This window comes from Exiguobacterium algae (genome assembly GCF_018617875.1).
GTDB classification, from domain to species: Bacteria; Bacillota; Bacilli; order Exiguobacteriales; family Exiguobacteriaceae; genus Exiguobacterium; species Exiguobacterium algae.
Genome location: NZ_JACSKZ010000001.1, coordinates 1 through 26,210, shown reverse-complemented (window position 1 = coordinate 26,210; position 26,210 = coordinate 1). Strand labels below are relative to the sequence as shown.

The following is a 26,210-nucleotide window of genomic DNA, read 5'->3' as shown; positions in this document are numbered from 1 at the left end:
AAGGATCATGTACTTTTTTGATTTTACCACATGAATAATGGAAATAAAAACATTATTCTGAAAATAACAGACGATAACATACGCGACCTAAATGATTCGCTCGGACAAACTTAAAAACGGTATAGATTTTTAGAGAGCTATTCTTTATTCCAATTTCATTTCATGTAAAAGCTTCAAAGATTTTTTATCGTTCTCTCCAGAACGCATCATGTCGTCTCAAGTAAAATAAAAACGTGTTCAAAGTACAAACCCCACTTTGAACACGCATCCAATCAGCCTTTAGTCTTTACTCCATATCGAAAGCAATCACGTATTCCGCTGTGACGAGGTCCCCGTTCACAATGAGTGCGGCACGGTTAGAATCTTCTGGAACCTCGTACGTTAAGATGATCAAGGACGTGGACGGGATACGTAACCAGGAATTGTGTTCCCAGCCTCCCCGTTCCACTACTGTGAACGACTTCACTTTATGTTCTTCCCCCTTGACGTCCATTAATTTAAAACCAGGCGGATAATATTTGATCATACTCCCTTCTGAATCACTGTCCGATTCTGGTGTGTTTCCGCGTACCGCTAAAGAAACCAATTTGTATCCTGGCTTGGCAGGTGGAACCTCTTCCGGCGACTCGACAATCTTTTCGATGCTGACGAGTTCGTCCCGATAAGCGGGATCGTCAAATTCATAATAGCGGTACGCTTTCTCTCCTCGCTTATCGATTTCTTGAGCGGGATTCAATAAAGAATCTGATACGTTCACACCGATCACATACTCACCGGCCAAAATCTCTCCATTGATGATTAGCGCGGCCCGCTCTATATCCTTCGGAACTTCATAGGTGAGAACAACTTTCGTTACTGTAGGGATCCGTAGACGAATCTTGTGCTCCCACCCTCCCCGTTCGATTACAGTATGCGCCACTTGCTTATATTGAACTCCATCTTGATCCAGGAGGGGATAGCCTTGTGGGAAGAAATTGACATAACCGCCTTCCTCCTCCTCATTTTCAAAGGATATATCCGCAGTGAGCGGAATCGAGATCAATCTATTTCCTGTCGAGGCAGAAGGAACACCTGGAGGCGGATCGACAGGATTGCCGATCGTGAAAAACTCCTGGTCATAGGCAGGGTCGCCTGCCACGTAATATCGGTACGCCTCCTTCCCTCTCTCTTCAATTGCATCGTTACCTGATGTTGGCTTTTCCTCTGTTGTCTTGGATGGCTCAGACACCAGATCTTTCAATTTTTCTCCGGAAGTACCTTGGACGGTTTCATTTCTCCTTTCCTCTTTAAGAGGGGCTGCACCCTCAGGGAGCGCAAAGAAGAATAGCGTCAGGACGGTCGCCCCGAGCCCACCTGCAACAGTGCCAAGAATCCATTTGAAACGTTTTTCAGTACGTTTCGTGTTCACTTGGGTACCGCGCATCGCCTGGTAAGGCATGACCTTGACGGCCATCTGAGCCGGAAGGAATGCCCCGACAAGTCCCGTCAGAATCGGAACGAGAAGTGTCGCCGTCAAGAACAATACCTCGGTGAAAGGCAGTGAACCGTATACGTTCCAGACGAGGGCTCCTGCGACCATCAAACCAATAACTCCGGCTAAGAGACCGAGCAATCCGCCTTCGACGAGGACAAGCCCCCTTACGTACGAAGAACGCCACCCGGTCGCCTTGAGTATTGCAATTTCACTTCTGCGTTCGTTGATGTTTTGCCACATGACCTCCGTCGTTGTCAGCACGGCGATAAGGAGTGACACACCCATTGCGACATAATGCATCATCCCGACCTCGAGTGCGACATACTCACCAAGGAGCGAGGTGAACATGACACCTTGCAGACGGACCGAGACGAACAGGAAGAACATGAACAGGCTCGTCGGCACTGCGATTGCGAGAAGAGTCAAAAGTGTGCGCTTCCATTGCGTCACAAGTTGGTTGAAGGCCATCCCGAACACTCCCTCGGACCGAACAAAGCGCAAACCACGCGTCGTCGCACCGGAGCGTAACGCTTCGTACGGTTTGATTTGACGAATCATCACCATCGGGACAAGGGCGCCACAGAGATAAATGCTAAGCCCCGCGCATCCGATCAATATGACACGCAAACCGGTTGTCGTCGTATCTCCGGCGAGGAGAAACGAGCCGAGGATGGACCAGGAAATGAGCGCTACGACACCTCCGAGCAGGGATGCCTCGATCAAGAGAAGACGCGATAGTTGACGAGGTCCCCAACCGAGTGAGAGCAGTACAGCGAACTCTTTCTTCCGGGCATACAACATGATGACGTTCGAGGTGAACACATACAGAATCGCAACAAGAATGACACTCGCGATGACGCCGCCCATACCCATCTTCGTCTCCTCAAAGATTGTGAACGAGGAACCTAAACGGATCCACGGCTGCTGAACCCAGCCGAGTGCCTCACCTTCTCTGAGACCCGGCAGATAGGTCAGTGCCATCTGTGGAGACGACCCGAGCGTAATATCGGTGATGAGCCCCGTCTTCTCCTCGATCTCCTCGGCGACGGCCTGGAGTGTTGCCTCACTCTCCTCGTTCAGCTCATCGACCCCGCTTACGTTGACACGGATTGCCGAAATCGGTTTGTCGCCTATGATGGCCGCGGCCGCTTCGAGTGTCGTCAGGACAAGCGGCGGTCGCGTGAGGAACCCACGGTCGTTGTTGAGCGGTAACATCTGTTTCACCGGGTTGACCGGTTCGTCATTGGCATCGATGACCCAGTCGGCTTTTGCAGGAAAATAGGTTTCCATCGGCAAGTCGGTGAGCGGATCACGTGCCATGTCCAATTTGCCTGGATCGAAGACCCCGATATAGTTCATATTCACTTTCGGCCAAGTTGCGCTCGTCTCCCCGAACATATTGAGTGGACGATACAACTGCTTATATGGATAGATACTGTCTTTTGGCACCTCATATGGTTTTACCTGATAGGCGAACGGCCAACGGTCTGAATAGGGACTTTTCACAGGTTCATAATCAAGACTCGACGGACGAAACGCCAAAAAATCAAATCCACCCGATTCATTGGTTAAACGAAATCCGTCCTTGTTCATAAAAGACTGGATCAATTTCTCGTGCAAATCGCTTGTATTCATTTGATCGAGGCGATTCGTTTCTATTCCGGGAAGTGTGTCTAGGAAGGCCTCTCCGCCAGCATCCCGTACTTTGTCTGCAATCTCAGTCGTGTCCGAGGTGTCGAACGGAAGTTCTACCTCCTCAAGACGATATTCCATCGTCGCATCCACAAACATCTCAGAACTCATCAAGGCAGGGATGTGAATGATCCCCTCTTGGACCTCTGTCTCACCTGACTGTTCAAAATAGCGACTGATTCCTTCTTTCTCGATGATCGCCTCGTCTAAACCGACAAGTGCCGCTTCGGCAGCGGGATCGATTCCAGCAATCATAAAATTCGACCCATAGGCTGCCACAAATTTCCCTCCGGGCATCGTGGGACTGAGACCATAATTCGGATCAGCCTCCGTCGGTCGCCAGCCCCCTAAAAAGTAAGTGGACGATTCCTCGGTTTCAACCTTCGCCCCTGTGTTCGTCCGTTCAGTGAAACGGACTCTGTACACAACAGGTTTACTCATATCAAACTCGCCAAAGTCTTCAAAGTAATGATGGGAACCGATCATCGCAATCGGTGCCGCGACCTCGATGTCGCGGATTTGTTTGATCTGTTCGTATTGTTCGAGTGTGATCCCACCATCCAGACCACTCATATAGTTTGGTTCGAGGAGATTCATTTCCTCGGTCACACTTCGCGTTCCCGGTGGTCGGACGACGATATGATAAGATGACTTCCATCGCTTCTCGAGTTCGGAGACGACCGTCCCTTTATTCGACTCCGTGAGTCCGACAAGGTACGATAACCCTGTACTGACGATCAAGACGCCGACGAGGAGCAGAATGAACCGCTCCTTGTTACGCCACCAGGAGTTCCAGATGAACTTAAGCATGTCCCGCCAACCTCGTGTCGATCACCTCGATGATTTTACCGTCCTTCATCCGTACCTGAACTTCAGCCCGTTCAGCGATACTCGGGTCATGCGTCACACAGATCACCCCACACCCTTTTTCTCGATTCAACTCGCGTAACAAATCGAAGATGACCTCGCCTGTCTCCGAATCAAGATTTCCTGTCGGTTCGTCCGCGAACAACCATTCCGGTTCATGGATAAGTGCTCGCGCGACAGCAACTCGCTGTTGTTGACCACCCGACAACTGTGAAGGCAGAGCATCTGCTTTTTCGCTCAACCCCACTCTCTCTAATAGACCGAGTGCCCGCTCTTTCGGGTCATAGTCAACCTTCCGACCAAATAGCGGTGCCATCACGTTCTCGATTGCTGTCAGCGTCGGGATGAGGTGGAACTGTTGGAAAATGAATCCGACTTTCTCAAACCGAAAATCGGCCAATTCTTTGGCGTTCAACTGATTGATTATTTTGCCATTGAAAAATAATTCCCCTTCGGTTGGAAGGTCCAGAGTACCCAGAATACTCAAAAGCGTTGACTTCCCGGAACCTGAAGGACCGGTAATCGAAACCAAATCTCCCTCTTGAAACGAAATTGATATGTCTGATAAGGCGTTTGTGGTAACCCCGTCTCCTGAAAATGTCCGTGTTATATTTCGGCATCGGAAAGAGCCCATATTTTTCCTCCGTTCCTTACTAACTTTATTTTCCACTTAAACAGATTATAACAGCTATCAATCAAAACATATCATTATATTTTGATTATTCTGTCATTTAAAGGGTGATGATTACTTTTTCATTCATATGAAGAATGAACAGGATGGCATACAAAAAGCCAGAGATATAGAATGTCTACATCTCTGGCTCTGCAAAAATTTATTTGAGTTTACCGCCGAATACCGGCATGACGCGTGCCTCGCCGTAATCTTTGATTTTTTCGACGTGCTTCAATGTTTCCATATCCTCATCCGAAATCGTAAAGTCCAGTATTGCATTTGTTTTTAAATGCTCAACCGTCTTCGTCTTCGGCAATGGCAGGAGACCTAACTGCTGGTCATATCGGATACAAAGCTGCGCCACCGAAACATCATATCGGTTTGCCATCTCAACTAATTGTTCGTTGTCAAGAACTGCCCCATGAGCAATTGGAGAATATGCCTCAACGAGAATTCCTTTAGATTGAGTATAGTCGATTAGATCGAACGGGGTGTTGCTGATATGAGCGAGCACTTGATTGACCATCGGTGAAATGGATCCGTTCTCGAGCAAGTTGTCCAAATCTGTCTCAATGAAGTTTGATACTCCGATCGCGCGTAATTTTCCATCGCGATAGGCTTCCTCGAGCGCCTTCCATGCCTCAAGGTTGCCTTCATAAAAGCGATCTTCTTCGCCAAATTCCATCCAAGGCTGCGGGCTGTGGATGAGCATGAGATCAATATAATCGAGACCCATTTTTTGAAGAGATTCGTCAATCGCTGCTTTTGCTTCCTCGTATGATTTGATTTCTGCAGCAAGTTTCGTCGTCACAAACACCTCGTCTCGCGCAATACCGCTCTCACGAACGCCACGACCGACCCCTTCCTCATTTTGATAGGCTTGTGCCGTATCGACGTGTCGATATCCAAGTTTCAGCGCTTGTTTCACGACCTCTGTCACTTGATCATTGTCAATCATCCACGTACCGAGCCCCAGTTTCGGAATCGTAATCCCGTTTGATAATGTGTATGTTTCATGCATGTTGATTCTCTCCTTTATTCGTCGTGATTTGCTAATTTCTCCGTTTGAAAGGCTAACATATTCTCTTCATAGCCTTCGATCTTTTCATCCAACTTCGCAAGTGTCTCCTGCATGACTCTGATTTTCTCAACCAACTCATTTCGTTGATCAATCAAAATCTCTTTTCGTGTCGTAATGCTGTCCGCGCCTTCCTGAAAGAGCGACACATATTCAATCAGACTCTCGACGGACACTCCTGCCTCACGCATGCATTTAATAAACGAGACCCAGTTCAAGTCGATTTCAGAATAATCCCGATAGCCGCTCTCATTCCGTGTAACAGGGGGAATGAGTCCGATTCGTTCGTAATAACGCAACGTATCCGTCGTCAATTCGAACTTTTCCGCAGCTTGTTTAATGTTCATGTCAACCTCCTGATTCTAGTGATCCATAGATTGCCTCGCTGACCGGTTCTAACCACTTGGCTTGCCCTGTCGTGATTGCAACATGCTCGAACCACTGATCCGATTTGGCCCCGTGCCAATGTTTCACCCCGTCTTGTGTCAGGATGACGTCACCTTTTCGCAAGGTCTGCGCCTCTTTACCTTCTTCCTGATACCAACCTTCACCACCCGTGACGATCAAAATCTGATAGCCAACGTCATGGATGTGCCAGTTGTTCCGCGCCCCTGGTTCAAACGTGACGTTCCCGATGCTTAAGCCGATCTCCTTGTCAAACTGAACAGGATACAAATAACTCTTTCCTGTGAAAAACTCACCATAAGGGTTTGGTTCGCCCGTGTCGAACAGTGTACCAAGGTCTTGTGGTATGTCCATCTCCTCGTCTTTGAAGATGTCTTTTGCCAGCATGAACGCACTCCAGGCTTTTGGCCACCCCACGTAAAATGAAAGATGGGTAATCGACTCTGACACTTCTTTCCCTGTCAAACCGTTCTCTTTCCCGCGTTGTAAGTGAACAGGCAGTTGTTCAAATGCACCGGACGCAATGAGTGCTGTAATCGTGATCAGACTCCGGTCCCTTGCGGACAACACCTCTTCCCGACTCCACACCTGACCGAACAAGACATCATCATTCAACTCCGCGAACTTCGGTGCGAACGCTCCCAGTTGTTCTCGTCCTGCTGTTACTTTCTTTCTCATTACGGCTCCTCCTTCAATCCAATTGATTACCTTACACGTTGAGCCTACACCTTGAAGTTCACTTCAAGGCAAGAGAAAAATTAAAAAAACTCGACAACATGTGTCGAGTCTGTTCATCCTGAAGTTGTTTTAATCCGTTTCTGCCACGCCACCAGGAGGATACTGATGATGACAAGCAAGAACCAGGACGAGAGTTTTCCGAGGTCAACGATAGACCAGCCGTTCAATTGACCCGGATAGGCCCAGCCGTTATAAAACGTAACGATGTTTTCAGCCAGCCAGATAAAACAGGCGATCAGGAAGAAGGCGAGAACGACCGGCATTCGAAACACGCGATCGTCGAGACGGTACGTCACAACCGCACGTCCAAAAGCTAGGAAAATCAGTCCAATCAATAGCCAACGTAAATCAAGCCAAATGTGATGCCAAAAAAAATTGAAGTAAATGGCTAAGCCCAATCCGAAAGCGAGCATCGGAGGGGGCATCTTCGTAAATTCCAAATCAAGGCGACGCCAAGATTGCACGACGTAACTCCCAACACTCGCATACATGAAGCCTGCATATAGCGGGACGCCCCACACCATCGTGAACGCCTCATCCGGGTAACTCCACGAGCCCATCTGTACCTTGAACAGTTCAAGCCCGAGACCGATCACATGAAACCAACTGATCACTTTCACTTCTTCCATCGTCTCGAGTCCTGTCTTCACCAAAATCACCTGAACAAGCAAACACCAGATCAATAACACGTCATAACGCGGAATTGGAAGGTCCACCCATTTCGTGACCGCGAGCGCACCGAAGATGGCAACAGGGAAGATGCAGCTGAGTGCCTGCTCATAAGCGAAGATAAAGAGATACCGTATACGTCCCATCGGTTGCCCTACCTTTCTATGTATTCATACAGGAATGAAGATTCCCCGTCGTAAAAGCGCGGGTCAAATACACCAAGCCGTTCTTCGTTCGCCACAATGACAACGAACGGCGACCACTCCGATAAAGTGAGCGCTTCTTTGTTTGCCTCAAACAACGGTTCTAAACTGACCTGTTCGTCACTCATCAACTCATATTTCAAGGCGGCATCTTGATAAACCGAATCCTGGTAGAGCGATACGTTCTCGCCTGTCTTCGTGATGACGGTGAACCGTGTCGGGATGAACGACGCCGAGAGTGCCACCTCGTCATGCTCGTCTGCGTATGACTGATACAGGTAGGTCCCCTGTGCACTCTGGATGAGGACATAAGCGACAAGTGCAGCCCATCCGTAACGGTATACATGATGACGAACGTCTCGTTTACGTGCAAGCAACCACGTGACGAGGAAAATCATCCAAAAGACGAAATCGACGATGGGGATGACGCCGAATGTCACCCGGACGTCTGAAACCGGCTCAAAATAACCTGTCCCCCACGCATTGAACAAATCGGAAGTATTATGTATGAACACTGACAGGAGCGCCCACCAAAAGTATCGTGAGTCCGTCACACGAAATAGAAGGCGTACCAGTATGTAAATCAGAAATGCAAAAATCGGGACGAGAAAAATCGAATGCGTAATCCCGCGATGCCACATCTGATACATCCCTTCTGTATCCCAAAGTCGTGAAATCACATCGCTATCCGGGATTTGACTCCCGACGAGCGTCGTGACGAACAAAGCTCGTTTTTCATGTTGTTGTAATTCACGTTTATCGGCTGCTCCATATAGAGTCAAGCCAAACAACGTATGCGTAATCGTATCCACGTCCTACCTCCATAGCGAAAGAGACACCTTCCCAAAATACGGAACGATGTCTCTTACTCGTTAATTCTCTTTATCCATTTTCATGGCACGTCTTGCGACAATGGTTACGAAAATGACAGCGACAATCGGAATGATCAAAGGCATCCAGTTCAACATCCGCCTGTCCCCTTTCAATAAGTGTCGCAAGCAGTATAGCACAACTCAACGTTCCATGGATTCGTGGATGCTCGTTTTCGCGTATGTGTCCGCCATTGCTTCGACGGTTTCTTTCATATGGTCACGTAACGAGAGCGGTTCGATGACCTCGACCTGTGTCCCGAGAGATAACAACCAATAAATGAACCCGTCCGAAACCGCTGCGTCAAAGCGAATGAAGAAGCGGTCATCGTTTTCAGAGATGGATACGTCTTCACCGAGTTTGTCAAACAGGACCGGCAACACCCGCTCATCAACTGACAGCACGATTTCCTCGTCCATCCCATTGTACATGTTGAACGATTTTTGATAGTAGTCCTCTGGTAAATGGCGCTTCGGACGAACCAGGCCGTCTTCAACGATTTCAGAGTTGACGATCCGGTCGACACGATAATTTCGGATCTCACCGATGGACTCATCGATCCCGATCAAATAATATTGTTCATGATTCCAATGAAGGTCGATCGGGTTGACGATATAACGTTCCCCATCCCGACGGAGCGGGAATTTCCGTTTTGCCACGTCAAAACCGACCACGTCCGTATATTGGAACGAGACGGCTTTTCGCTCATGGATCGCCCGCTGGATCCGGTCGATATGATATGGGATTTGCCCATGTTTTTTCTTCGGCGTCTTAATAATCGATTGGAGAGTCTTCGCTTCCTCGTCACTCGTCAGCATTTGAAGCTTCTCGACGATTTGGTCCGTCACTTCCTCTGAAATAAACTTCGCCGCTACAATCGCATCGACCATCATGCGAAGCTCGTGGATTTCAAACAGACGTGCAGAATGCCAATATTTTTTGGCGAGTCCATTCTTTTCGAGTTCATCCTGAACCTCAAACCCCGAATCGTTCAATGCCTGGATGTCGTCTTTCACCGATTTTTTTGCTAACTTAGAAGTATCTCCGATTGTTGACAAATATTCGAGTAGGTCTTCTAACGTCTTCGGATGCGCTTCATCTGTTTTCCGTTCAAAAAACCGTCTCACTTCAAGTAACCGTTCTCGGTTCTTCACGGTCTTATCCCCTTTCATTTCTATATGTAAATTATGTATAAACTGACATTATCATTTTATTTCCATGAAATAAAGTTATTTTCCATTACAATCTGTTTAAGGAGGCGAATCGTACGTTGAAATACTATGCACACGTTGGCGGAGCGAAAATCGAATATATCGACAGAGGTCAAGGACCTGCTATTTTACTGATTCATGGTACGCAGTCCTCCAGCCTAGAGCCTTACCACGTGGATGGTCTTGTTTTGGCCGGTTTTCGTGTCATCGTTCCTTCACGTCCCGGATATGGGGAGACGCCTTACTCCTTTTCCGCGAGTCCGCAACAGTTCGCAAAACAGTTACGGAGTTTGATGCATGTGAAAGGTGTACCGAACTATCACGTGTACGGGATTTCAGCCGGCGGGCCTACGGCGATCGAACTCGCAGCGGACAACCCTCGTGCCATGAGCCTCACGCTCGCAGCGGCGGTGACGAGTGAAGTTGACTTCCCTTATCGAGACTATATCAGCCGAAACATCGCGCAGCCTGCGTTTATCGCCTTCCAGTATGTCATGAAGCAGTTTCTATCCCGTGCCATTCATAAACACCCGTTCGAGGCGACGGCACGGATGATCCATTCCACGAGTGAATTGGCACTGGAAACGATTCGCGAAGAGGTATCGCCTTATGACATCTTTTTACTGAAGCGTGTAGCGAACCAAATGGCTTTTGGTCTTGGCGCACAATTTGATTTAAGACAACATGTCCCGGATACCGCATTGCTCGGTGTATCCTGCCCGACCTATATCATTCATTCGAAACATGACCGAGCCGTCCCGGTCCGTCATGCCTATCACGCAAAACGATTGATCCCACACGCTCAATTGTCGATTCTAAACAGCCCTGGTCATTTGATCTGGGTGGGACGTCAAGCACGAAAGAATGAACGGCACATCGAACGGTTCATTCGCATGAATTCATGACAGAACAATTTTGTCCCCTATTCCTCTACACCGAGTACGTTGATTAACCGGTTCGTCACATGCGCCGGGACTCGATAAAGAAGGTGTCGATGTTCGGCGTTCTGTAAACGACTCCACTCGTCTTTTCTACCGAGCCATAAATGATACCGCTCGTGCATGTTTCCTCTCCAATGCAGTTCGAGGTCAAAGTCCGGATTAGCAGTCGTATTCGCTTCGTCTGATTCAACCGTACTCCGTAACATTTCAGCAAATACCTTGATGTCATGAAATTGCGTATAAGTGACTACAAATTGAGCATTAAAGCTACCGGGACCTGTCGACTCGGCAATTTCGACCCGTTCCATCTCCTCAAACTCTAAAGCCACACTCCGATTACCACCATACGGCTTGGTGATGGATCTAATCGAAGTGATGATACCAAGCAATCGACTCATTGTTCTTCACGCTCCTTCTCATATGATTTATTACGACCAAATCGAGAAAAGGTTCCAAAAAAACTGAGAAATTGCTCATCACAGGTAATAAACGAACACCATTTTGATCAGCACAAGCAAGTCGATGCTCGGGCGTCCCCGATTTCCGAAATGTATCCCCTATGTATTCTACTCTCTATTAAAAATGAAGGAGGGGCAGAATGAAGGGTGAACACGGGCAGGCGAAACTCCTGAAGGGACAGCAAACAAAGAGAGACCCCGCACGCGGCTCCCTACATGCCTCTAGGAAAGCGAGCCTTGCCGGATTGGGCACAAAAAAAGACCGTAGACCCATGCTTTGTCTACAGTCTGAGCTGAGCAAATGCTCAGCTTAGTGGTTTACAACATATCTTTTTTTGAAGTTCAAATAGTAGAGGCCATGACGTTTCTCGAAACCATTCTTCTCGAGAACACGGCGCATCGCTTCTTGATGCGGGCTCGTCGGCGGAATACCTGCGCGGACGGTATGTCCCTCTGTTAAGTCGGACTGTTCCAATGCGAGGCGCAGTCCTTCTGTCGCGTAACCGTTTCCTTTATAGTCATCAAACACCATTAAATCGAGTTGATAAACTCGCGCCAGCTTCAAAAGTAATACTTTTCCGACCAATTGCTCTCCGACGAACAAGTCGTAATAGTAGTCCTCGCCATAGCTGTGCTCTTCCGCATGATAAAGATGCTCAGTGCCCATCTCGACAAAAATCCCTTTTAATTCTTCGGCTGAAATGCCATATGAGTTCTCCCCATACTTTTTAAAATGTTCATATTCGATCTCGTCGATTTGACGAATAGGTTGACGCACGATTCTCATCCCGTGCCCTCCTTAGCAATTAGTCCAAAATCTATCCTCATTCATTATAAACGAACGGGGTCACAGAGCGCAAAACATAACCTGATTTTAGATCGGTTCGATATGGATATGGACCGAGTCGACGGCATGCTTCGTATCCAGCTCACGCTCGATTTCGTCACAAAGCGCATGGGCGGCATCGACTGTCAGTTCTCCGTCGACGGCGATGGTCACGTCGAGCATGACGTGATTCCCGAGATGTCTTCCTTTGATTTCGCGAACTTCTTTCACTTCTGTGAACTGTTCGATTGTGAGTTCGTACGATTCCACGAGTTGCGGCGGGAATCCGTCAGACAGTTGATGGGTCGCGTCCAGAAAAATTTGTACAGCCGTACGTACAATCAATCCGGCAATGAGTACGGCGAGCACCGTATCCATCCAAGGGAGACGGAAATACGCGAACAGGACGCCAAGCGTCGCACCAAGCGAGATGAGCGCATCCGCCAAATTATCTTTTGCTGCCGCTTTTAAAGCCAACGATTTTGTCTGTTTCGCCAACGACAGGTTATACCGGTGGACCCCGAATAAGACGACGGCACTAAAGAATGCGACAACAGCAGCAATCGGGTTCGGTTCTGCATAGGCCCCATTTATAAGGTTTGAAAGACTGGTAATAAAGACGAACACCCCGACTGCCACCATGATCAAAGAAGCCACGAGTGCGGAAATCGTCTCCATTTTGGCATGTCCGTATTTATGTTCGGCATCTCTTGGAAGTGCTGCCACCCGAATTCCGATATACACTGCGACCGATGCGATGATATCGGTCGTATTGTTGAAACCGTCTGCGAGAACGGCTTCTGAATCATACACGTACCCGACGAATACTTTAATCATAGATAATAGGATATAGGCCGTGATTGATACGATGGCGCCTTTAAGCGCCTTTGGCGGATGATTTGCGGTTTCCATCCCACCACCTCCTTGTTAGCTCAGTTAGTATAGCAGGTGAACTTCATGTGGGCATAGAGAAAAAGTGTTTCACTCCCTCAAAATAATTGGGATATATTTCCGGTAGTTTCGTAATCCATTTTTTATGGTAAAGTAAACAGGAAGAGACCCTAGGGTTAAACCGCATGAAGAGGTGAAACAGATGTTTACAGAACGAGATGGAATCAAATTACGTTTGGAACAAATTGACAGATTGTTGATCGATTTAAATCGTGAGGCAAAACAGTTGATGGCTCGTCTCCGCGAATTAGATGCAAGTGGCGAAAACCCACCAGAAGTGACATTGAAACCTGAAGAACGCGACACGTTGAAATCTTCAATCGATGAAACGTTAGAAGCATTGCAAAGTCGCTCGAAACGACCAGTGAACGCAAACAATGAGAAGAAAAAAGAACTCGCTTCTCACAAAGCATTGATTGATGAATTGTCGGATTTACTCAGCAAGAAAAAATGAGACGCACCCGCGTCTCATTTTTTATGGAGGAGCAACGATATGTATATTGTAACCACATGCCTGCGCCCGACGGATGAGGTGTTAGCCCGGGCCCATTCTCACGCCGCCACCTACGATATCCGATTCGTGGAACGTCGGAAGCAGTCCATTCAGACCTTGATGGAACGATTCGGTCAAGGTGTGCTCGTCTTTGACAAACGTCGAGTAGAGTTCACACCATATGGTGCTGAAGAACCATTCTTCTTTCACCCTTCAAGTTCAGTCTTCCGCATTAAACAATTGGTACGAGGTGGCCACGATCCGTTGGTCGATGCGGCTAATATAAAAGCGGGGGATCATGTACTCGACTGTACGCTCGGACTCGGTTCGGATAGCATCGTCATGAGTCACGTCGTCGGTCCGACTGGAACCGTGACGGGATTAGAAAGTGAGTTTATAACTGCACAGCTCGTCCAGGAGGGCTTGGCCGTCTGGGTCGAAAAAGACAACGCCGTCAACGAGGCGATGCGACGGATTCAGGTGATCCACCGAGAGGCTCTTGACTATTTAAAGACGTGCGAAGACGGACAATATGATGTCATCTATTTCGATCCGATGTTTGAGAAGACGATTTCAGAATCCGTTCATCTCAATCCACTTCGCGCAATCGCGAATCCGACGCCATTACATGATGAGGTCATAAACGAAGCGTACCGTGTTGCCAAAAAGAGAATTGTATTAAAAGCCCATTTTGAAAGTGAAGCGTTTGAGAAATATCATTTCAAGAGATTAATTCGCAAAACTTCCAAATTCCATTATGGATTTATCGACATCGAGTCTTCGCCTATTTAGTCATCTAGCACTAAATAGGTCTAAAGACTCTTTTTTTGAATATTATTTTCTGAATATTGACATAAATCAGACAAAAGTCTAACATTTACATCAAGTTCACACATTTTCCCATTATTTCTTTTTAGGAGGTTCACAGATGAAAAAACGTTCCATTCGTCGTACGACGCTTGCCGCGTTGATGACGTCCGCGATGACGGTCAGCATCGTGCCGACAGTTGGCGCTGCTCCTCTCGCCGTCGCACCAACGACATCGACAGTCGGTGAGCAAGCACCTTTTGATCACAACATCATTGACGAGGACAGACTGGCGAAGGCACTCGAAGAACGCGGTGTCATTGCGAAAGGATTGTCTGCCACAGAACGCACGAAAGCGGTCAAGGCATACATCGATCAAAAGCAAGGAGCTGCAAAACTGGCTCACAAAGATGAACTAAACGAAAAAGCTGCTGCTGCCAAAGAGAAGATACATACACAGTTCGAGAAAGAAACGAACCGTCTCCTCGATAAAGCGCAAAAAGGCCAAGCGAACTACCGTAAAGGAAAACCGACCGGTCAAGTAAAAGTTGACCCGGCGAAACAATCCTCTTACAACGGAGCTGTTCGCGAAGACAAAGTACTCGTGCTTCTTGTCGAGTACAGCGACTTCAAACATAACAACGTGACACAAGACCCTGGTTATATGTACAGCGACAACTTCTCTAAAGAACATTACGAGCAGTATATGTTCGGCGATCAGGAGTTCGAGTTGTTCAACGGCGATAAGGTTCAAACGTTCAAGCAGTATTATGAAGAGCAATCCGGCGGCAGTTACACGGTCGACGGTGAAGTTTCTGAATGGCTCTCTGTTCCGGGTACAGCCGCTGATTACGGTGCGGACCGTGCATCCGGCGGACACGATAACGCCGGTCCGGGACCACGCCAGTTGGTCAAAGACGCTTTGAACGCGGCGGTCGCCTCCGGGATTGACCTTGCCGAGCATGACCAATACGACTTGTATGACCTTGATGGTGATGGCGACTTCAACGAGCCGGACGGCTTGGTCGACCACTTGATGATCATCCATGCCGGTACTGGTCAAGAAGCTGGTGGCGGTGCACTCGGTGACGACGCTGTATGGTCACACCGTTGGGTACTGAACGGTGTTTATCGTGTCGAAAACACGACAGCCGCTGTTCCTTATTGGGGTGGTAAAATGGGGGCATACGACTACACAATCCAACCTGAAGATGGTGCAGTCGGCGTATTCGCTCACGAATTCGGTCACGACCTCGGTCTTCCGGATGAATATGACACAGTCTATTCTGGTCAAGGCGAACCGGTTCAATCATGGTCGATCATGAGTGGCGGTAGCTGGGCAGGTAGCATCGCCGGTACACAACCGACGAGCTTCTCGCCACAAAACAAAGAATACTTCCAAAAAGTAATGGGCGGTAACTGGGCAAACATTACCGAAGTCAACCTTGAAGACATCACAGCTCAAGGATTTGTATCGAAACTCGACCAATCGGTAACGAAATCGAAAAATCCAGGGATCATCAAGGTCAACCTTCCAGACAAGCAAGTAAAAGGAATCGAACCGGCTTACGGCGATTACTACTACTACTCGACGAAGGGTGACGACATCCATACGGCAATGGTGACACCGAGCGTGACACTAGGTGCGGACGGCGTGCTTGCCTTCGATACACGATTTGAAGTGGAATCAGATTATGACTACTTGTACGTGGTTGCGAGCAGCGGCGGTCAAGATGTCCTCCTCGACGTCATCGGTGACGATGTCAACGGTGCGAACGAGTCAGGATACCCTGCTGAGACGACAAACGGCGCATGGGTCAACAAATCGTACGACTTGTCTCAGTTCGCTGGACAAGACGTTCAAATCATCTTCGAGTACATCACAGATGGCGGTGTAGCGATGGAAGGATTTGCAGTCGACAACTTGTCGATCAAGTCTGAAGGGGCTACGCTCTTCGCAGATGATGCTGAAGGTGCAGAGGCAGTCACACTTTACGGCTTCGAGAAGTCTGACGGTTTTGACTCAAAACCTCACTACTACTACCTCGAATGGCGTAACCATGCCGGATCAGATATCGGTCTCTTGAACGGACGTGGAGTGAAATACAACACTGGTCTCGTCGTTTGGTATGGCGATGACTCGTTCTCAGACAACTGGGTCGGCATTCACCCTGGTGAAGGCTTCCTCGGAGTCGTTGACTCACACCCTGAAGCCATCATCGGGAACTTGAAAGGTCAAGAAACAGTTGCTGGCAGCACACGTTACCAAATTTCCGACGCGGCGTTCAGCCTTGACGATACACTCGCTTGGTATGTCGATTCGCCAAGTCGCGGAATTTATGACTATGCTTCACAACCTGGCGTTAAGCAGTTCAACGATGCGAACTCTTACATCAACTCGCTTATCCCAGACGCTGGACGTAAGCTTCCGAACTACGGTCTCGTCGTAGACGTAGTCGGTGAAGCATCTGATAACTCAGGTGGCGCTGTTTGGATCCGTAAACAATAATTCTTTCCATAAGGTCTGCGTTGTTCTTTTGAACAATGCGGACCTTATTATTTTAAAAAAGCTTGAAAACCCGCCCGATCCTGTGTAACATAATACGTGTAACGCCTCTGTAGGTTAGTGGCAGACCTCAGCAATGGTAATGCTGCAGCACGAGTTCGATTCTCGTCGGAGGCATTTGATCAGCGACCTTCCCTGTTCAGGGAGGTCGCTTTCTTATGCTTTCTTGACAAGATTTCGGAACGTCATTAAACTTGTAAAGTTGAAATCATTTAGTTTACTAAGGAAGGAGCATGATTCATGCTAAACGAATGGTTATGGATTCCTTCTGCCTTGCTCACTCTCGGTCTCCTCGTCCTAAGCTATAAGCTGTTTGGGCGGGTCGGACTGTTTGCGTGGATTGCGATGGCCTCGGTCGTCGCCAATATCCAAGTGACGCAACAGATTGTAATCGGTGGATTTATCTTCACGTTAGGAAATATCGTCTATGGATCGCTTTATTTAGCGACAGACATCTTGAACGAGAAATATGGGAGAAAAACGGCACGTAGAGGGGTTTGGCTCGGATTCTTCATTTTAATCGTGTCCACGATCCTCATGCAGTACGCCCTTCTCTATGAACCGTTTGAAGAAGCACTCTTTATGCACGATAGCTTTGAAGCGCTCTTCTCGATGTTGCCGCTCATCACCATCGGTAGCCTAAGTGCCTATCTCGTGTCGCAGCTCTTTGACGTGTTTGTCTATTCAAAGATCCGTGCAAAAACTGGAGACAAAAAGCTTTGGTTGCGTACGACCGGCTCGACCGTACTTTCTCAACTTCTTGATACCCTCACCTTCTGTATCATTGCTTTTTGGGGGATGGAATGGGACATCTGGTGGAACATCTTTATCACAACGTATGTCGCCAAGTTCATCATCGCATGGATGGCTACTCCATTCATGTACTATGCGAAACGGACAAAACCGCAGGAAGATCCAGTGGAAGAAGCAGCCTAATCAAAAGCCGTGGTCATTCGACCACGGCTTTTCCTAACGATTGATTTGGATCTTCACGGCATACGGACGTGCATCCTCTAAGGACGACGCTTCCCGGCAAACTGTCAGTGCTTTATATGCGTCAATGGCGACTGCTTCAATTCGTTCGTCGGTCGTCTTGATTTCAAGTATGGTATATGGAGGTGGTTGTTTATGCTCAATCCAGGCTCCATCTGCTGTTCGTTCGTAGATGACTGGGTCTTCAATCGAGAAACGCCGGAGCAAATCATGCATATTCATCAGATTCCCTCCTCTTTCGAAATCGTACACCTATTATAGAAAGCGATTTCATTTTTGTAAAGGACGTTCAATTTTCAAATTATTCCTTAAACGACTTCAATTTCCAACATCTTGAACCGATAAATGAGTTGTAGATTAAGAAATGGGGTGAATCGATGCGTTATCGCCGACAGGAGACATTCCGCTATATTTTGCCGCATCCTCGCAGTATTCCTTTCCGGCTCGTTTGGGAAGAGAAAGAATTACATGAGGGAGAAGGATTGCTCCTCAATATGAGCTCACGCGGTTTGAAACTGCGTTCAGATTATTTGTTCCCGCTTTCCGGAGAGCTGAAAGTACATATCGTACTCGACCTCGTCCCGTCCCTGCAGCCGCTCGAGGTGATCGGACAAGTCCGTCATCGCAGTCAAATGGGAAACACGTATGACTATGGGATTCAATTGGAAACAACCTCAGACGAGATACAGCAACTTGTGACGATGATTAAGTCTTATGCCCGAGACAATAAGTGAGAAAGTGTCCCGAAACACTTTCTCATTTTTTTGTGACTTCTAAACGGGGTATACTATATACAACAACGTCCGACGCGAGGTGATCATATGACAAGAAAGTTTTTATTAATTCCATGGGCAATCGCCATCGCTCTTGCCATCCTTGGTCCTAACCAGCCGTTTTCCAGTCGATTTCTGCTCGACTTTTTGACGTATAACACAGATGCATATGAAGGGTATGCCCTTTCGCTGTTTAGTATTTTAGGTGTTTTTCCGTTAGCGCTGTTCCCTTTACTCTGGTCAGAAGTCAACCAGCTGAAGCCAAATCCGCTACTTCCGGCAATCAGTAGTTTTTTCGTCGGTGGCTTTTTACTCGCCCCCTATTTGGCTTTTGCCCGGCAATCGCCTTATCCGACACCGGTCAAGCCGCTGCCGACCCGCATTTTTGGTGTGATTCTTTTGATTGTCACGATTGGCTTATTCATCGCGGCTGCGAATACCGGCGACGTGGCGACGTATTGGTCTTATGTCGAGAACAACCAGTTTGTGCGAACGATGACAGTCGATTTCTTCCTGCTCGCCAGCATCCAGATCACCCTTATGAACCGGGATGCCAAACGGTATAAGATGAGCCTTTGGCCATTACCTTATATTCCTTTGTTCGGGCTTCTGTTTTGGCTCATCATTCGTCACCAGAAACCGTTCAATGAGGCACCGCAAAAACGTAACGTCGCAAATTTTACGGTAAAACATTAATCAAACGAATCGAATGAAACGGAAAGAGAGTGGACGCTCATGAGACTATTCCAAGTGACGACCTACACGACGGTCAAAAATGAAGAGATTGTATTAGAAGAGTACGTCAAAGTGCCGAATCAAAAGGCAGAACAATTTTTAAAAGATACGTTAGAGCTCGATTTGTACGATGAGAAAATTCCATTAAAAGAATGCCAAGTATCCAAGAATCGCTGGGAGTGTCCTGTTGGCGACTTCGTCGTAACGGAACATTTCAACGAGAAAGCTTTTAACAAGTTAAAAAACAGTCGATCAGTCGCCTCAAAATAAAAAAATGGACAATTCACATCATGACGTGAGTTGTCCATTTTTCATTAAGATTCATCCTCTTCTTTCAGATCCGGGTCCGGGTGCTGCGTCGGTGCCGGTTTTTTAGCCGGATCGGACTCGTCATCCGGTATCGGATCCGGGTGCAAACCTGGTTGTGATTCGTCGCGTTTCATCCATTTTCCTCCTGTTCTGAATTCACGTTCGTATATCTATCCCACAAGACCGGCTCGTCAAAACAATCAATGAATCGCGTTTGTTTTGATCACACGTCGTGAAACCGCTTTTTCCACTTCCACGATCCCAAACACCAAGATGCCAAACAGGATCGGGTACGTCCAGTCGTTCCACGCGAGTGGTGCCGTACCGAACAACGTATGCATAAACGGGACATACGTGATGAAAAGTTGGAGGGCGATCAGTAGACCGGATACGAGAAATACAAGTTTATTCTCAAAGAAATGGCGATTAAATGCGGGAGCCAGTTCCGTTCGACAATTGTATAGATGGAATAACTGTGCCATGACGATGGCGTTCAACGTGATCGTCTGTAACGCTTCTGGTGAGTAATTCATGTCATCAAGCATATAGTTGATGGCTAAGCTGCCGCCTCCGATCAAGATGGAGACGAAGGTTACCCTGAAGATATAGTATCGACTGAGTAATGGGACATTTGACGGTCGAGGCGGTCGTTTCATCGTTTCTTCCTCTAACGGTTCAAAAGCAATCGCTAAAGACAGCGTGACCGCGACAACCATGTTCACCCATAAAATTTGTACAGGACTGAGCGGTGCTGCGGCCCCTAACAGAATACTCATCGCGACAAGCAGTGCCTGTCCCCCGTTCGTCGGTAATAAGAACAGGATAGTTTTTTTCAGATTGTCATAAACTCTTCTTCCTTCACGGACCGCATTATAGATTGTCTTAAAATTATCATCGACTAGCACCATTTGTGACGCCTCTTTCGCCACCTCTGTCCCTTTAATCCCCATCGCCACCCCGATATCCGCTCGTTTCAATGCAGGAGCATCATTTACCCCATCCCCGGTCATCGACGTGATGAGTCCATGTTCTTGGAGACCCTTCACCAGACGAAGCTTATCATTTGGACTCGTGCGAGCGAACACATCATTGTGAATCGAAGCTTCATGGATCTCTTCATCGGACATGTTGGAGAGTTCCCGTCCTTCGAGGGCTCCCTCGACCTCCATCCCCAGTTCATTTGCGATGGCGACGGCAGTATCTTTGTGGTCCCCCGTGATCATTTTGATCCGAATTCCGGCATCACGACAAGCGGCCACCGCCTCAATCGCCTCCTGTCTCGGTGGATCAACAATCCCGAATAGCCCAAGGAACGTCAGACTGTTTTCTACATCCTCATGGTCGATCGATTCCTTCGTCGAATCGACCCGTTTCATACCCGCCCCGAGGACACGCTGTCCCCGATTCGCAATTTCTTTTCTTTTTTCTTCCCAGTATGAATGATCGAAACTTTCTGAAGAAGCCATTTCAAATAAGCGATCGGGTGCCCCTTTCACAAAAATCATCCGTTCCCCTTTATATTCGACGAGTGTCGCCATGTATTTATAGTCCGAATCGAATGGGATTTTGGAGAGGACAGATAATCGTTCAATCGGAGTCTCGGCTTTTTCCGCAACCGTCAATAAACAGGCCTCGGTCGGGTCCCCGCTGATCACCCATTCCCCGTCCTCTTCATGAAGGTGTGCATCATTACACGTTTTACCTACCGTCAGCAGATCGAGCATCTCCTCATCGTCATCGAGGTCAAACGGTTGACCGTTTAATTCCAGGTCACCCGTCGGGGCGTACCCGCTACCGGATACCTCGATATCATGATGCGACGTGACGATTTGTTTGACGGTCATCTCGTTCTTCGTCAAAGTGCCTGTTTTATCCGTACAGATTACAGATACTGCCCCGAGCGTCTCAACCGAAGGAAGATGACGGACGATCGCCTTTTGATTGGCCATGTTCCGCACCCCTAATGCCAAAATGATTGAAATGACAGCCGGTAATCCTTCAGGAATGGCGGCAACGGCGAGACCAATCGTCGTCAACATCAGTTCAACCGGGTCATACTCGCGCATAAAGTAACCGAACGCGTAAATCAGAACGGAAATGATTAAAATCGCGATCGATACCATTTGTCCAAACTTTGTCGTTTGACGAATCAGCGGTGTTTTGACAGAACGCACCTCTGAGATTGAGGCATTGATTTGACCAAGCTCTGTCCCTTCACCAATTGCGACAACAAGTGCCCGTGCACTACCGGTTGCGACACTTGTACCTGAGTAGACCATGTTTTTCCGATCAGCGAGAACAGCATCCTCGTCTACCACGTCACTTTTTTTCTCAACGGTCGTCGCTTCCCCTGTCAGAGCAGATTCTTCCACTTTGAACTTCTCAGCCAGGATAACACGCGCATCCGCCGGCACTTTATCCCCGGCTGCCAGTATTAACACATCGCCTACTACCAGTTCACTGGATTCGATTTCTTTCTGCTTTCCCGAACGTATGACCGTCGCTTTCGTTTCGAGTAATTTCTTTATTCCTTCTAGCGCTTGTTCGGCTTTGTTTTCCTGTAAATATCCGACAATCCCGATAATCGCAACGACGAGAATGATGACGGTCATGTCGATATATTCTCCTAAAAAGCCGGTCACGACAGCCGCACCAATTAACACAAACACGAGGATATCGTTAAATTGTTTTAAAAATTTTATGATTTCCGGCGTTTTCTCTTTTTCCGGAAGTACGTTCTTTCCATACCGTTCTTGACGCTCTGATACCTGAGACTCCGTCAGTCCCTGTTCAGGGTCGACCTCCATGTCCGCTGAGATCGTTTTTGGTTCAAGTGCATGCCAATTTCGTTCCTCTATCTCCATCTAACGCCCACCTCCGAATAAACTTTATCTGAAAAGACTATTTCTATCTTTCTCTTCCCTCTCTCAATACGAATTACTCGGTTGAAAGCGTTCTCCCAAAAAAGATTTCTTTTGCAACCGATATCATTTAAAAATTTAAGAGAAACGGCTTTACATGTAGCTTTTGATGGTTGAATATAGAGGCAAATTAGGATTATAGAGAAAGAAGGAAGGCAACATGGTTATTATTCAAGGAATCGCACTTTTATTATTGATTCTCTCTTTATTCACTCTATTCAGCTATAAGGCGCCGTCGGGAATGAAAGCAATGGGAGCACTCGCAGGAGCTGCCATCGCCAGTTTTCTTGTCGAAGCATTTAACGCCTATGCCATCGGCGGACTTTTGCCGTTAGATCTTTATGAAGAAGTCGGTAAAGCAGCCGGCACCCTTTCCGGACCCGCCGCTGCTTCACTTGTCGCAATCGCTCTTGGAATCAATCCGGTGTATGCGGTCATGATGGGGGTATCGGTTGCCGGCTTCGGCATCTTACCAGGATTCTTTGCCGGATATATTCTCGCGCTCGCCGGAAGTCGCATCAATCGTCATTTACCGACTGGTGTGGACATGATCTTTTATGTCGTCGTCATGGCTCCACTCGCCCGTTTAATTGCAATCGGAGTAGACCCGGTCGTATCCGGTACGCTTTCTCAGATCGGGGCTGTGATTGAGCTAGCCGCGACACAGAGCCCGATTGTCATGGGACTTGTCCTCGGTGGTGTCGTCACGGTTGTATCCACCTCGCCCCTCAGTTCAATGGCATTGACTGCCATGCTCGGTTTGACGGGCGTCCCGATGGCGATTTCAGCACTCGCATTGACGGCATCGATTACGATGAACTTCTTTTTGTTCCGCCAACTTAAAATCGGCACGAAGAAAGATCAGTTATCTGTCGCGATCGAGCCCTTGACGCAAGCAGACTTGATTTCGGCGAACCCGATCCCAATCTATAGCGTCAACTTCGTCGGAGGGGCAATTGCCGGACTGATCGTCGCTATGACCGGTATGATCAACGACGCGCCCGGTTCTGCTGCTGGTATACCAGGCCTGCTCGTCATGTATGGATTTAATGACTGGACAACCGTGACGTTTACGGCGGCAGGACTACTGGTGCTCGGAACAGGATTCGGATTGTTAGGGAGCCGGGTCTTCCGAAACTTCCCGATTACACGAGCTGCTCAAAAAGAGGAAGAGACCGAAGAAAAAGCCGCCTAAACAAACAACCGATGTCACGCGACATCGGTTGTTTTTATTGGATTTGAGAAAGCTCCTCTGGCGTCTCGATCGGACTTCTGTAAATCGGGAAAAAGTCAGAAGGTCCATACATCTGAATATGACGTTGATTGAGCCGTTGGTACATGTCCGGAATAAGCACCGCTTGCCCGATGCAATAGGATAAGGGAGATTCTCCGGAAAAACTTTGTTTAAAGTCATACAAGGCATCATCACCTGTCGCGCCTCCACCAAAATGAAGGTGTCGTTTCCCTTTTTCTCGGGCACGGCGAATCATCTCACTGAACAAAAAATGGTTCGGTCGTAACGAGAGATAGGCCTTGTTCGATCCTCCTAAATGATAATGAGCGCCTTCCTTCCCATATAAGACAAAGACACCGGCGATGATTTCGTCATCGAGGACGGCGAACAAAAATTCTGCTTCAAACAAATCACTGGCGAACAACTGGTTAAAATACGCTTCTGAGAAGTAATAATCCTCATTCGCCCCTTTTCGCACCATCGTGGCCTCGTATAAACTCAAAAAAGTGTGTAAGTCTTCTCGCCCGGCAACCTTTAGGCTGACCCCATCACGATGGGCCCGTCTCACATTACGTCTTGTCATTTTGTGAAACTGTTTCTCCAATTGCTCATACTCCTCATCTAATCGCACGTGCACGGTCTTCCGAATCGGAACGGCTGTCCCGAACGTATCCTTCACAAACGATTCGGTACGTATCGGATGATAGCGGATCGTTTCCGTCACGGTCGACCGGTTGACAGGTAAATCCAGAAAACGCTTCCGGGCTGCCATCACGTCTTCATCGGTGAACACACCCACCCGAAATGGACCACCGTACCCGTATGCGGTCACCAAATCTTCGTAAGTATCATCAATTCTGCGCCGGATATATGGATAGACCAGCATCCCTTGTTCACGTTTGGCGACGAACAGTTCCGGTGATTCACCCTCGCTGCAGTTTGCCTGAACATAGTCGTAATGGTCGTATACATCGCAATTTGTATCGGTTAACCATGTTTCCCAAGTCTCGCGGTCTTTGATGACATACGTCTCCATCATCTCATCCCTTTCATCAGTAAGTTATTTCCATAACCTCTTTTCCCATTCCAGGATGATTATTCAGATGATGTCTCGATATTTTTGTCGTTAACAATCAAATTGACAATTTGATCAGTTCACAATAAAAAGTTAAAGATTTCATCGAGATAGTAAAAAGACGATCCACTGGATCGCCTGTTACTACCTATTCGCCTACAATGACCGTTTCCCCTGATACACTGGACAAGCGAGCCAGCTCGATCAAGCGCGTCGTCCAAAAGGCGTCTTCGAGCGAGACGATTGGTTGACGGTTTGTGAGGCTCTCCGCAATCCGCTCATAAAACGTCAAATAACTGCCCGCTTCAATTTTCACGGTCTCCGCTGATTCGATTGACAAAATCCCCGTCTCGATCGTATCACTTGTCAACTGTCCTTCCCGCAAAGCAGCCTCTTGCGGGTCCAGACCGTATTTCACGAAGCTACCGGTCGTGCCATGAATCTCAAATCGCGGCAACTCTGCAGCCACGAACGGGTTCGAACGTAAGTAAACACGTTTCTCTCCATAAAATAACGTGATGTGGAAACCATCATCCGACTGACCCCCATCACGTTGAATCATCACATCCGCATGAAGCCGTTCCGGCTTCCCGAACAAAGTAAGCGCTTGGTCGATCAAGTGACTTCCTAAGTCAAACAAAATCCCCGCTCCGGGTCCAGCGTTTTCACGCCAACGATCTCGTACTTGGGGCCGGAATCGGTCGAATCGGGATTCTACGACTTTCCATTCCCCGATTGCGTGCGAATCGACGAGTGATTGCACCGTCAGGAAGTCCCCATCCATGCGGCGGTTCTGATACACATTGACGATTCCGTCGCTTTCTTTCTCAAGTAACATCAATTCGCGCCCTTCTTCAGACGTCAAAAATGCCGGTTTTTCGACAAGGACGTCCTTACCGGAGCGAAGGCATGTCGCGACCATGTCTTTGTGCATATTAGATGGTGTCGTGATGACGTATAAAGACGCATCCGACTGAAGCGCCGCCTCGAGTGACGAGTAGACGGTGACATCCGGAAGAATGGTATGTACGTCGTCCGGTCGTGACGAGACGACACCTACCACTTCGTATTCGTTCATTTCCTTTAAAAAAGGCAAATGGAACGTGTTCGCCGAAAAACCGAATCCGACTAAAATCGTTTTAATCATTTCATGACCTCCTCTATCTAAATTAAGCGAGAGTACTCCCACTTCTAAACGTTCAGGGCGAAGCCCTCGTGAAAGTGGGAGGTGAATCGCCAACCTTCCTT

The 26,210-nt window shown here is 47.9% G+C and carries 25 protein-coding genes and 1 tRNA gene; 10 read left to right on the top strand and 16 right to left on the bottom strand.

What is annotated here, in order from left to right; all coding sequences use genetic code 11:
* Positions 1-286: 286 nt before the first annotated feature.
* The 8 genes from KNP03_RS00125 to KNP03_RS00090 form a co-directional block, all read right to left on the bottom strand.
* Positions 287-3,976, bottom strand: coding sequence for an ABC transporter permease (locus KNP03_RS00125; RefSeq protein WP_214823683.1), 3,690 nt, complete (start codon positions 3,974-3,976; stop codon positions 287-289).
* The gene (locus tag KNP03_RS00120; RefSeq protein ID WP_214823682.1) at positions 3,969-4,667 is read right to left on the bottom strand and encodes an ABC transporter ATP-binding protein; all 699 of its coding nucleotides are present in this window, start codon (positions 4,665-4,667) and stop codon (positions 3,969-3,971) included. Before KNP03_RS00120 ends, KNP03_RS00125 begins: the two co-directional genes overlap by 8 nt.
* Before the next feature lie 199 nt (positions 4,668-4,866).
* The gene (locus KNP03_RS00115; protein WP_214823681.1) at positions 4,867-5,727 is read right to left on the bottom strand and encodes an aldo/keto reductase; all 861 of its coding nucleotides are present in this window, start codon (positions 5,725-5,727) and stop codon (positions 4,867-4,869) included.
* Between the two features lie 14 nt (positions 5,728-5,741).
* Positions 5,742-6,131, bottom strand: coding sequence for a MerR family transcriptional regulator (locus KNP03_RS00110; protein ID WP_214823680.1), 390 nt, complete (start codon positions 6,129-6,131; stop codon positions 5,742-5,744).
* Between the two features lies 1 nt (position 6,132).
* A complete protein-coding gene (locus KNP03_RS13625) occupies positions 6,133-6,867 on the bottom strand; it encodes a carboxymuconolactone decarboxylase family protein (RefSeq protein WP_214823679.1) in 735 nt (244 codons plus the stop codon).
* Between the two features lie 113 nt (positions 6,868-6,980).
* Complete coding sequence (locus KNP03_RS00100) at positions 6,981-7,742, bottom strand: DUF817 domain-containing protein (protein ID WP_214823678.1); 762 nt, start codon at positions 7,740-7,742, stop codon at positions 6,981-6,983.
* Positions 7,743-7,750: 8 nt separating this feature from the next.
* Complete coding sequence (locus KNP03_RS00095; protein ID WP_214823677.1) at positions 7,751-8,611, bottom strand: metal-dependent hydrolase; 861 nt, start codon at positions 8,609-8,611, stop codon at positions 7,751-7,753.
* Positions 8,612-8,812: 201 nt separating this feature from the next.
* Positions 8,813-9,823, bottom strand: coding sequence for a helix-turn-helix transcriptional regulator (locus tag KNP03_RS00090; protein WP_214823676.1), 1,011 nt, complete (start codon positions 9,821-9,823; stop codon positions 8,813-8,815).
* A 116-nt stretch (positions 9,824-9,939) separates the two neighbouring features.
* Here KNP03_RS00090 and KNP03_RS00085 point away from each other — a divergent pair, with 116 nt between their 5' ends.
* Positions 9,940-10,785: an alpha/beta fold hydrolase gene (locus KNP03_RS00085; RefSeq protein WP_214823675.1), complete on the top strand. Its 846-nt coding sequence runs from the start codon at positions 9,940-9,942 to the stop codon at positions 10,783-10,785.
* Between the two features lie 17 nt (positions 10,786-10,802).
* On the opposite strand, the gene KNP03_RS00080 is transcribed toward KNP03_RS00085, so the two are convergent.
* The 3 genes from KNP03_RS00080 to KNP03_RS00070 form a co-directional block, all read right to left on the bottom strand.
* Positions 10,803-11,219 (bottom strand): YhfM domain-containing protein, encoded by a 417-nt coding sequence (locus KNP03_RS00080; RefSeq protein ID WP_214823674.1) that lies wholly within the window; start codon positions 11,217-11,219, stop codon positions 10,803-10,805.
* A gap of 370 nt (positions 11,220-11,589) precedes the next feature.
* The gene (locus tag KNP03_RS00075; protein WP_214823673.1) at positions 11,590-12,066 is read right to left on the bottom strand and encodes a GNAT family N-acetyltransferase; all 477 of its coding nucleotides are present in this window, start codon (positions 12,064-12,066) and stop codon (positions 11,590-11,592) included.
* Between the two features lie 87 nt (positions 12,067-12,153).
* Positions 12,154-13,017 (bottom strand): cation diffusion facilitator family transporter, encoded by an 864-nt coding sequence (locus KNP03_RS00070; RefSeq protein WP_214823671.1) that lies wholly within the window; start codon positions 13,015-13,017, stop codon positions 12,154-12,156.
* Between the two features lie 181 nt (positions 13,018-13,198).
* On the opposite strand from KNP03_RS00070, the gene KNP03_RS00065 reads away from it, so the two are divergent.
* The 5 genes from KNP03_RS00065 (at position 13,199) to KNP03_RS00045 (ending at position 17,858) form a co-directional block, all read left to right on the top strand.
* On the top strand, positions 13,199-13,510 hold the full coding sequence (locus KNP03_RS00065; RefSeq protein WP_214823669.1) for a hypothetical protein: 312 nt from the start codon (positions 13,199-13,201) through the stop codon (positions 13,508-13,510).
* 39 nt (positions 13,511-13,549) lie between these two features.
* Positions 13,550-14,341, top strand: a complete 792-nt coding sequence (locus tag KNP03_RS00060) for a class I SAM-dependent methyltransferase (protein WP_214823667.1) — start codon at positions 13,550-13,552, stop codon at positions 14,339-14,341.
* A 136-nt stretch (positions 14,342-14,477) separates the two neighbouring features.
* Positions 14,478-16,865, top strand: coding sequence for an immune inhibitor A domain-containing protein (locus tag KNP03_RS00055; protein ID WP_214823665.1), 2,388 nt, complete (start codon positions 14,478-14,480; stop codon positions 16,863-16,865).
* Positions 16,866-16,968: 103 nt separating this feature from the next.
* Positions 16,969-17,039: transfer RNA gene (locus KNP03_RS00050), tRNA-Thr, on the top strand.
* A 123-nt stretch (positions 17,040-17,162) separates the two neighbouring features.
* Positions 17,163-17,858 (top strand): queuosine precursor transporter, encoded by a 696-nt coding sequence (locus KNP03_RS00045; RefSeq protein ID WP_214823663.1) that lies wholly within the window; start codon positions 17,163-17,165, stop codon positions 17,856-17,858.
* 33 nt (positions 17,859-17,891) lie between these two features.
* On the opposite strand, the gene KNP03_RS00040 is transcribed toward KNP03_RS00045, so the two are convergent.
* Positions 17,892-18,137: a hypothetical protein gene (locus tag KNP03_RS00040; protein ID WP_240544389.1), complete on the bottom strand. Its 246-nt coding sequence runs from the start codon at positions 18,135-18,137 to the stop codon at positions 17,892-17,894.
* A 155-nt stretch (positions 18,138-18,292) separates the two neighbouring features.
* Here KNP03_RS00040 and KNP03_RS00035 point away from each other — a divergent pair, with 155 nt between their 5' ends.
* The 3 genes from KNP03_RS00035 (at position 18,293) to KNP03_RS00025 (ending at position 19,693) form a co-directional block, all read left to right on the top strand.
* On the top strand, positions 18,293-18,649 hold the full coding sequence (locus tag KNP03_RS00035) for a PilZ domain-containing protein (RefSeq protein ID WP_214823661.1): 357 nt from the start codon (positions 18,293-18,295) through the stop codon (positions 18,647-18,649).
* Positions 18,650-18,736: 87 nt separating this feature from the next.
* Entirely contained in the window at positions 18,737-19,384 is a 648-nt protein-coding gene (locus KNP03_RS00030) for a hypothetical protein (protein WP_214823659.1), read from the top strand.
* Positions 19,385-19,423: 39 nt separating this feature from the next.
* Positions 19,424-19,693 (top strand): hypothetical protein, encoded by a 270-nt coding sequence (locus KNP03_RS00025; protein WP_214823657.1) that lies wholly within the window; start codon positions 19,424-19,426, stop codon positions 19,691-19,693.
* 44 nt (positions 19,694-19,737) lie between these two features.
* On the opposite strand, the gene KNP03_RS13530 is transcribed toward KNP03_RS00025, so the two are convergent.
* Positions 19,738-19,866 (bottom strand): hypothetical protein, encoded by a 129-nt coding sequence (locus tag KNP03_RS13530; protein WP_276313785.1) that lies wholly within the window; start codon positions 19,864-19,866, stop codon positions 19,738-19,740.
* Between the two features lie 66 nt (positions 19,867-19,932).
* The gene (locus KNP03_RS00020) at positions 19,933-22,596 is read right to left on the bottom strand and encodes a cation-transporting P-type ATPase (protein WP_214823649.1); all 2,664 of its coding nucleotides are present in this window, start codon (positions 22,594-22,596) and stop codon (positions 19,933-19,935) included.
* Positions 22,597-22,813: 217 nt separating this feature from the next.
* Here KNP03_RS00020 and KNP03_RS00015 point away from each other — a divergent pair, with 217 nt between their 5' ends.
* On the top strand, positions 22,814-23,848 hold the full coding sequence (locus tag KNP03_RS00015) for a PTS sugar transporter subunit IIC (protein WP_214823647.1): 1,035 nt from the start codon (positions 22,814-22,816) through the stop codon (positions 23,846-23,848).
* Between the two features lie 34 nt (positions 23,849-23,882).
* On the opposite strand, the gene KNP03_RS00010 is transcribed toward KNP03_RS00015, so the two are convergent.
* Both KNP03_RS00010 and KNP03_RS00005 read right to left on the bottom strand, forming a co-directional pair.
* Positions 23,883-24,923, bottom strand: a complete 1,041-nt coding sequence (locus KNP03_RS00010; protein WP_214823645.1) for a lipid II:glycine glycyltransferase FemX — start codon at positions 24,921-24,923, stop codon at positions 23,883-23,885.
* A gap of 187 nt (positions 24,924-25,110) precedes the next feature.
* The gene (locus tag KNP03_RS00005) at positions 25,111-26,109 is read right to left on the bottom strand and encodes a Gfo/Idh/MocA family oxidoreductase (protein WP_214823643.1); all 999 of its coding nucleotides are present in this window, start codon (positions 26,107-26,109) and stop codon (positions 25,111-25,113) included.
* Positions 26,110-26,210: the final 101 nt, after the last annotated feature.

What these genes read in the sequence shown, in the direction of transcription:
- KNP03_RS00125 (WP_214823683.1), bottom strand. Translation starts at nt 3,976, where the DNA reads ATGCTTAAGTTCATCTGGAACTCCTGGTGGCGTAACAAGGAGCGGTTC.
- KNP03_RS00120 (WP_214823682.1), bottom strand. Translation starts at nt 4,667, where the DNA reads ATGGGCTCTTTCCGATGCCGAAATATAACACGGACATTTTCAGGAGAC.
- KNP03_RS00115 (WP_214823681.1), bottom strand. Translation starts at nt 5,727, where the DNA reads ATGCATGAAACATACACATTATCAAACGGGATTACGATTCCGAAACTG.
- KNP03_RS00110 (WP_214823680.1), bottom strand. Translation starts at nt 6,131, where the DNA reads ATGAACATTAAACAAGCTGCGGAAAAGTTCGAATTGACGACGGATACG.
- KNP03_RS13625 (WP_214823679.1), bottom strand. Translation starts at nt 6,867, where the DNA reads ATGAGAAAGAAAGTAACAGCAGGACGAGAACAACTGGGAGCGTTCGCA.
- KNP03_RS00100 (WP_214823678.1), bottom strand. Translation starts at nt 7,742, where the DNA reads ATGGGACGTATACGGTATCTCTTTATCTTCGCTTATGAGCAGGCACTC.
- KNP03_RS00080 (WP_214823674.1), bottom strand. Translation starts at nt 11,219, where the DNA reads ATGAGTCGATTGCTTGGTATCATCACTTCGATTAGATCCATCACCAAG.
- KNP03_RS00075 (WP_214823673.1), bottom strand. Translation starts at nt 12,066, where the DNA reads ATGAGAATCGTGCGTCAACCTATTCGTCAAATCGACGAGATCGAATAT.
- KNP03_RS00070 (WP_214823671.1), bottom strand. Translation starts at nt 13,017, where the DNA reads ATGGAAACCGCAAATCATCCGCCAAAGGCGCTTAAAGGCGCCATCGTA.
- KNP03_RS00065 (WP_214823669.1), top strand. Translation starts at nt 13,199, where the DNA reads ATGTTTACAGAACGAGATGGAATCAAATTACGTTTGGAACAAATTGAC.
- KNP03_RS00060 (WP_214823667.1), top strand. Translation starts at nt 13,550, where the DNA reads ATGTATATTGTAACCACATGCCTGCGCCCGACGGATGAGGTGTTAGCC.
- KNP03_RS00055 (WP_214823665.1), top strand. Translation starts at nt 14,478, where the DNA reads ATGAAAAAACGTTCCATTCGTCGTACGACGCTTGCCGCGTTGATGACG.
- KNP03_RS00045 (WP_214823663.1), top strand. Translation starts at nt 17,163, where the DNA reads ATGCTAAACGAATGGTTATGGATTCCTTCTGCCTTGCTCACTCTCGGT.
- KNP03_RS00040 (WP_240544389.1), bottom strand. Translation starts at nt 18,137, where the DNA reads ATGAATATGCATGATTTGCTCCGGCGTTTCTCGATTGAAGACCCAGTC.
- KNP03_RS00035 (WP_214823661.1), top strand. Translation starts at nt 18,293, where the DNA reads ATGCGTTATCGCCGACAGGAGACATTCCGCTATATTTTGCCGCATCCT.
- KNP03_RS00030 (WP_214823659.1), top strand. Translation starts at nt 18,737, where the DNA reads ATGACAAGAAAGTTTTTATTAATTCCATGGGCAATCGCCATCGCTCTT.
- KNP03_RS00025 (WP_214823657.1), top strand. Translation starts at nt 19,424, where the DNA reads ATGAGACTATTCCAAGTGACGACCTACACGACGGTCAAAAATGAAGAG.
- KNP03_RS13530 (WP_276313785.1), bottom strand. Translation starts at nt 19,866, where the DNA reads ATGAAACGCGACGAATCACAACCAGGTTTGCACCCGGATCCGATACCG.
- KNP03_RS00020 (WP_214823649.1), bottom strand. Translation starts at nt 22,596, where the DNA reads ATGGAGATAGAGGAACGAAATTGGCATGCACTTGAACCAAAAACGATC.
- KNP03_RS00015 (WP_214823647.1), top strand. Translation starts at nt 22,814, where the DNA reads ATGGTTATTATTCAAGGAATCGCACTTTTATTATTGATTCTCTCTTTA.
- KNP03_RS00010 (WP_214823645.1), bottom strand. Translation starts at nt 24,923, where the DNA reads ATGGAGACGTATGTCATCAAAGACCGCGAGACTTGGGAAACATGGTTA.
- KNP03_RS00005 (WP_214823643.1), bottom strand. Translation starts at nt 26,109, where the DNA reads ATGATTAAAACGATTTTAGTCGGATTCGGTTTTTCGGCGAACACGTTC.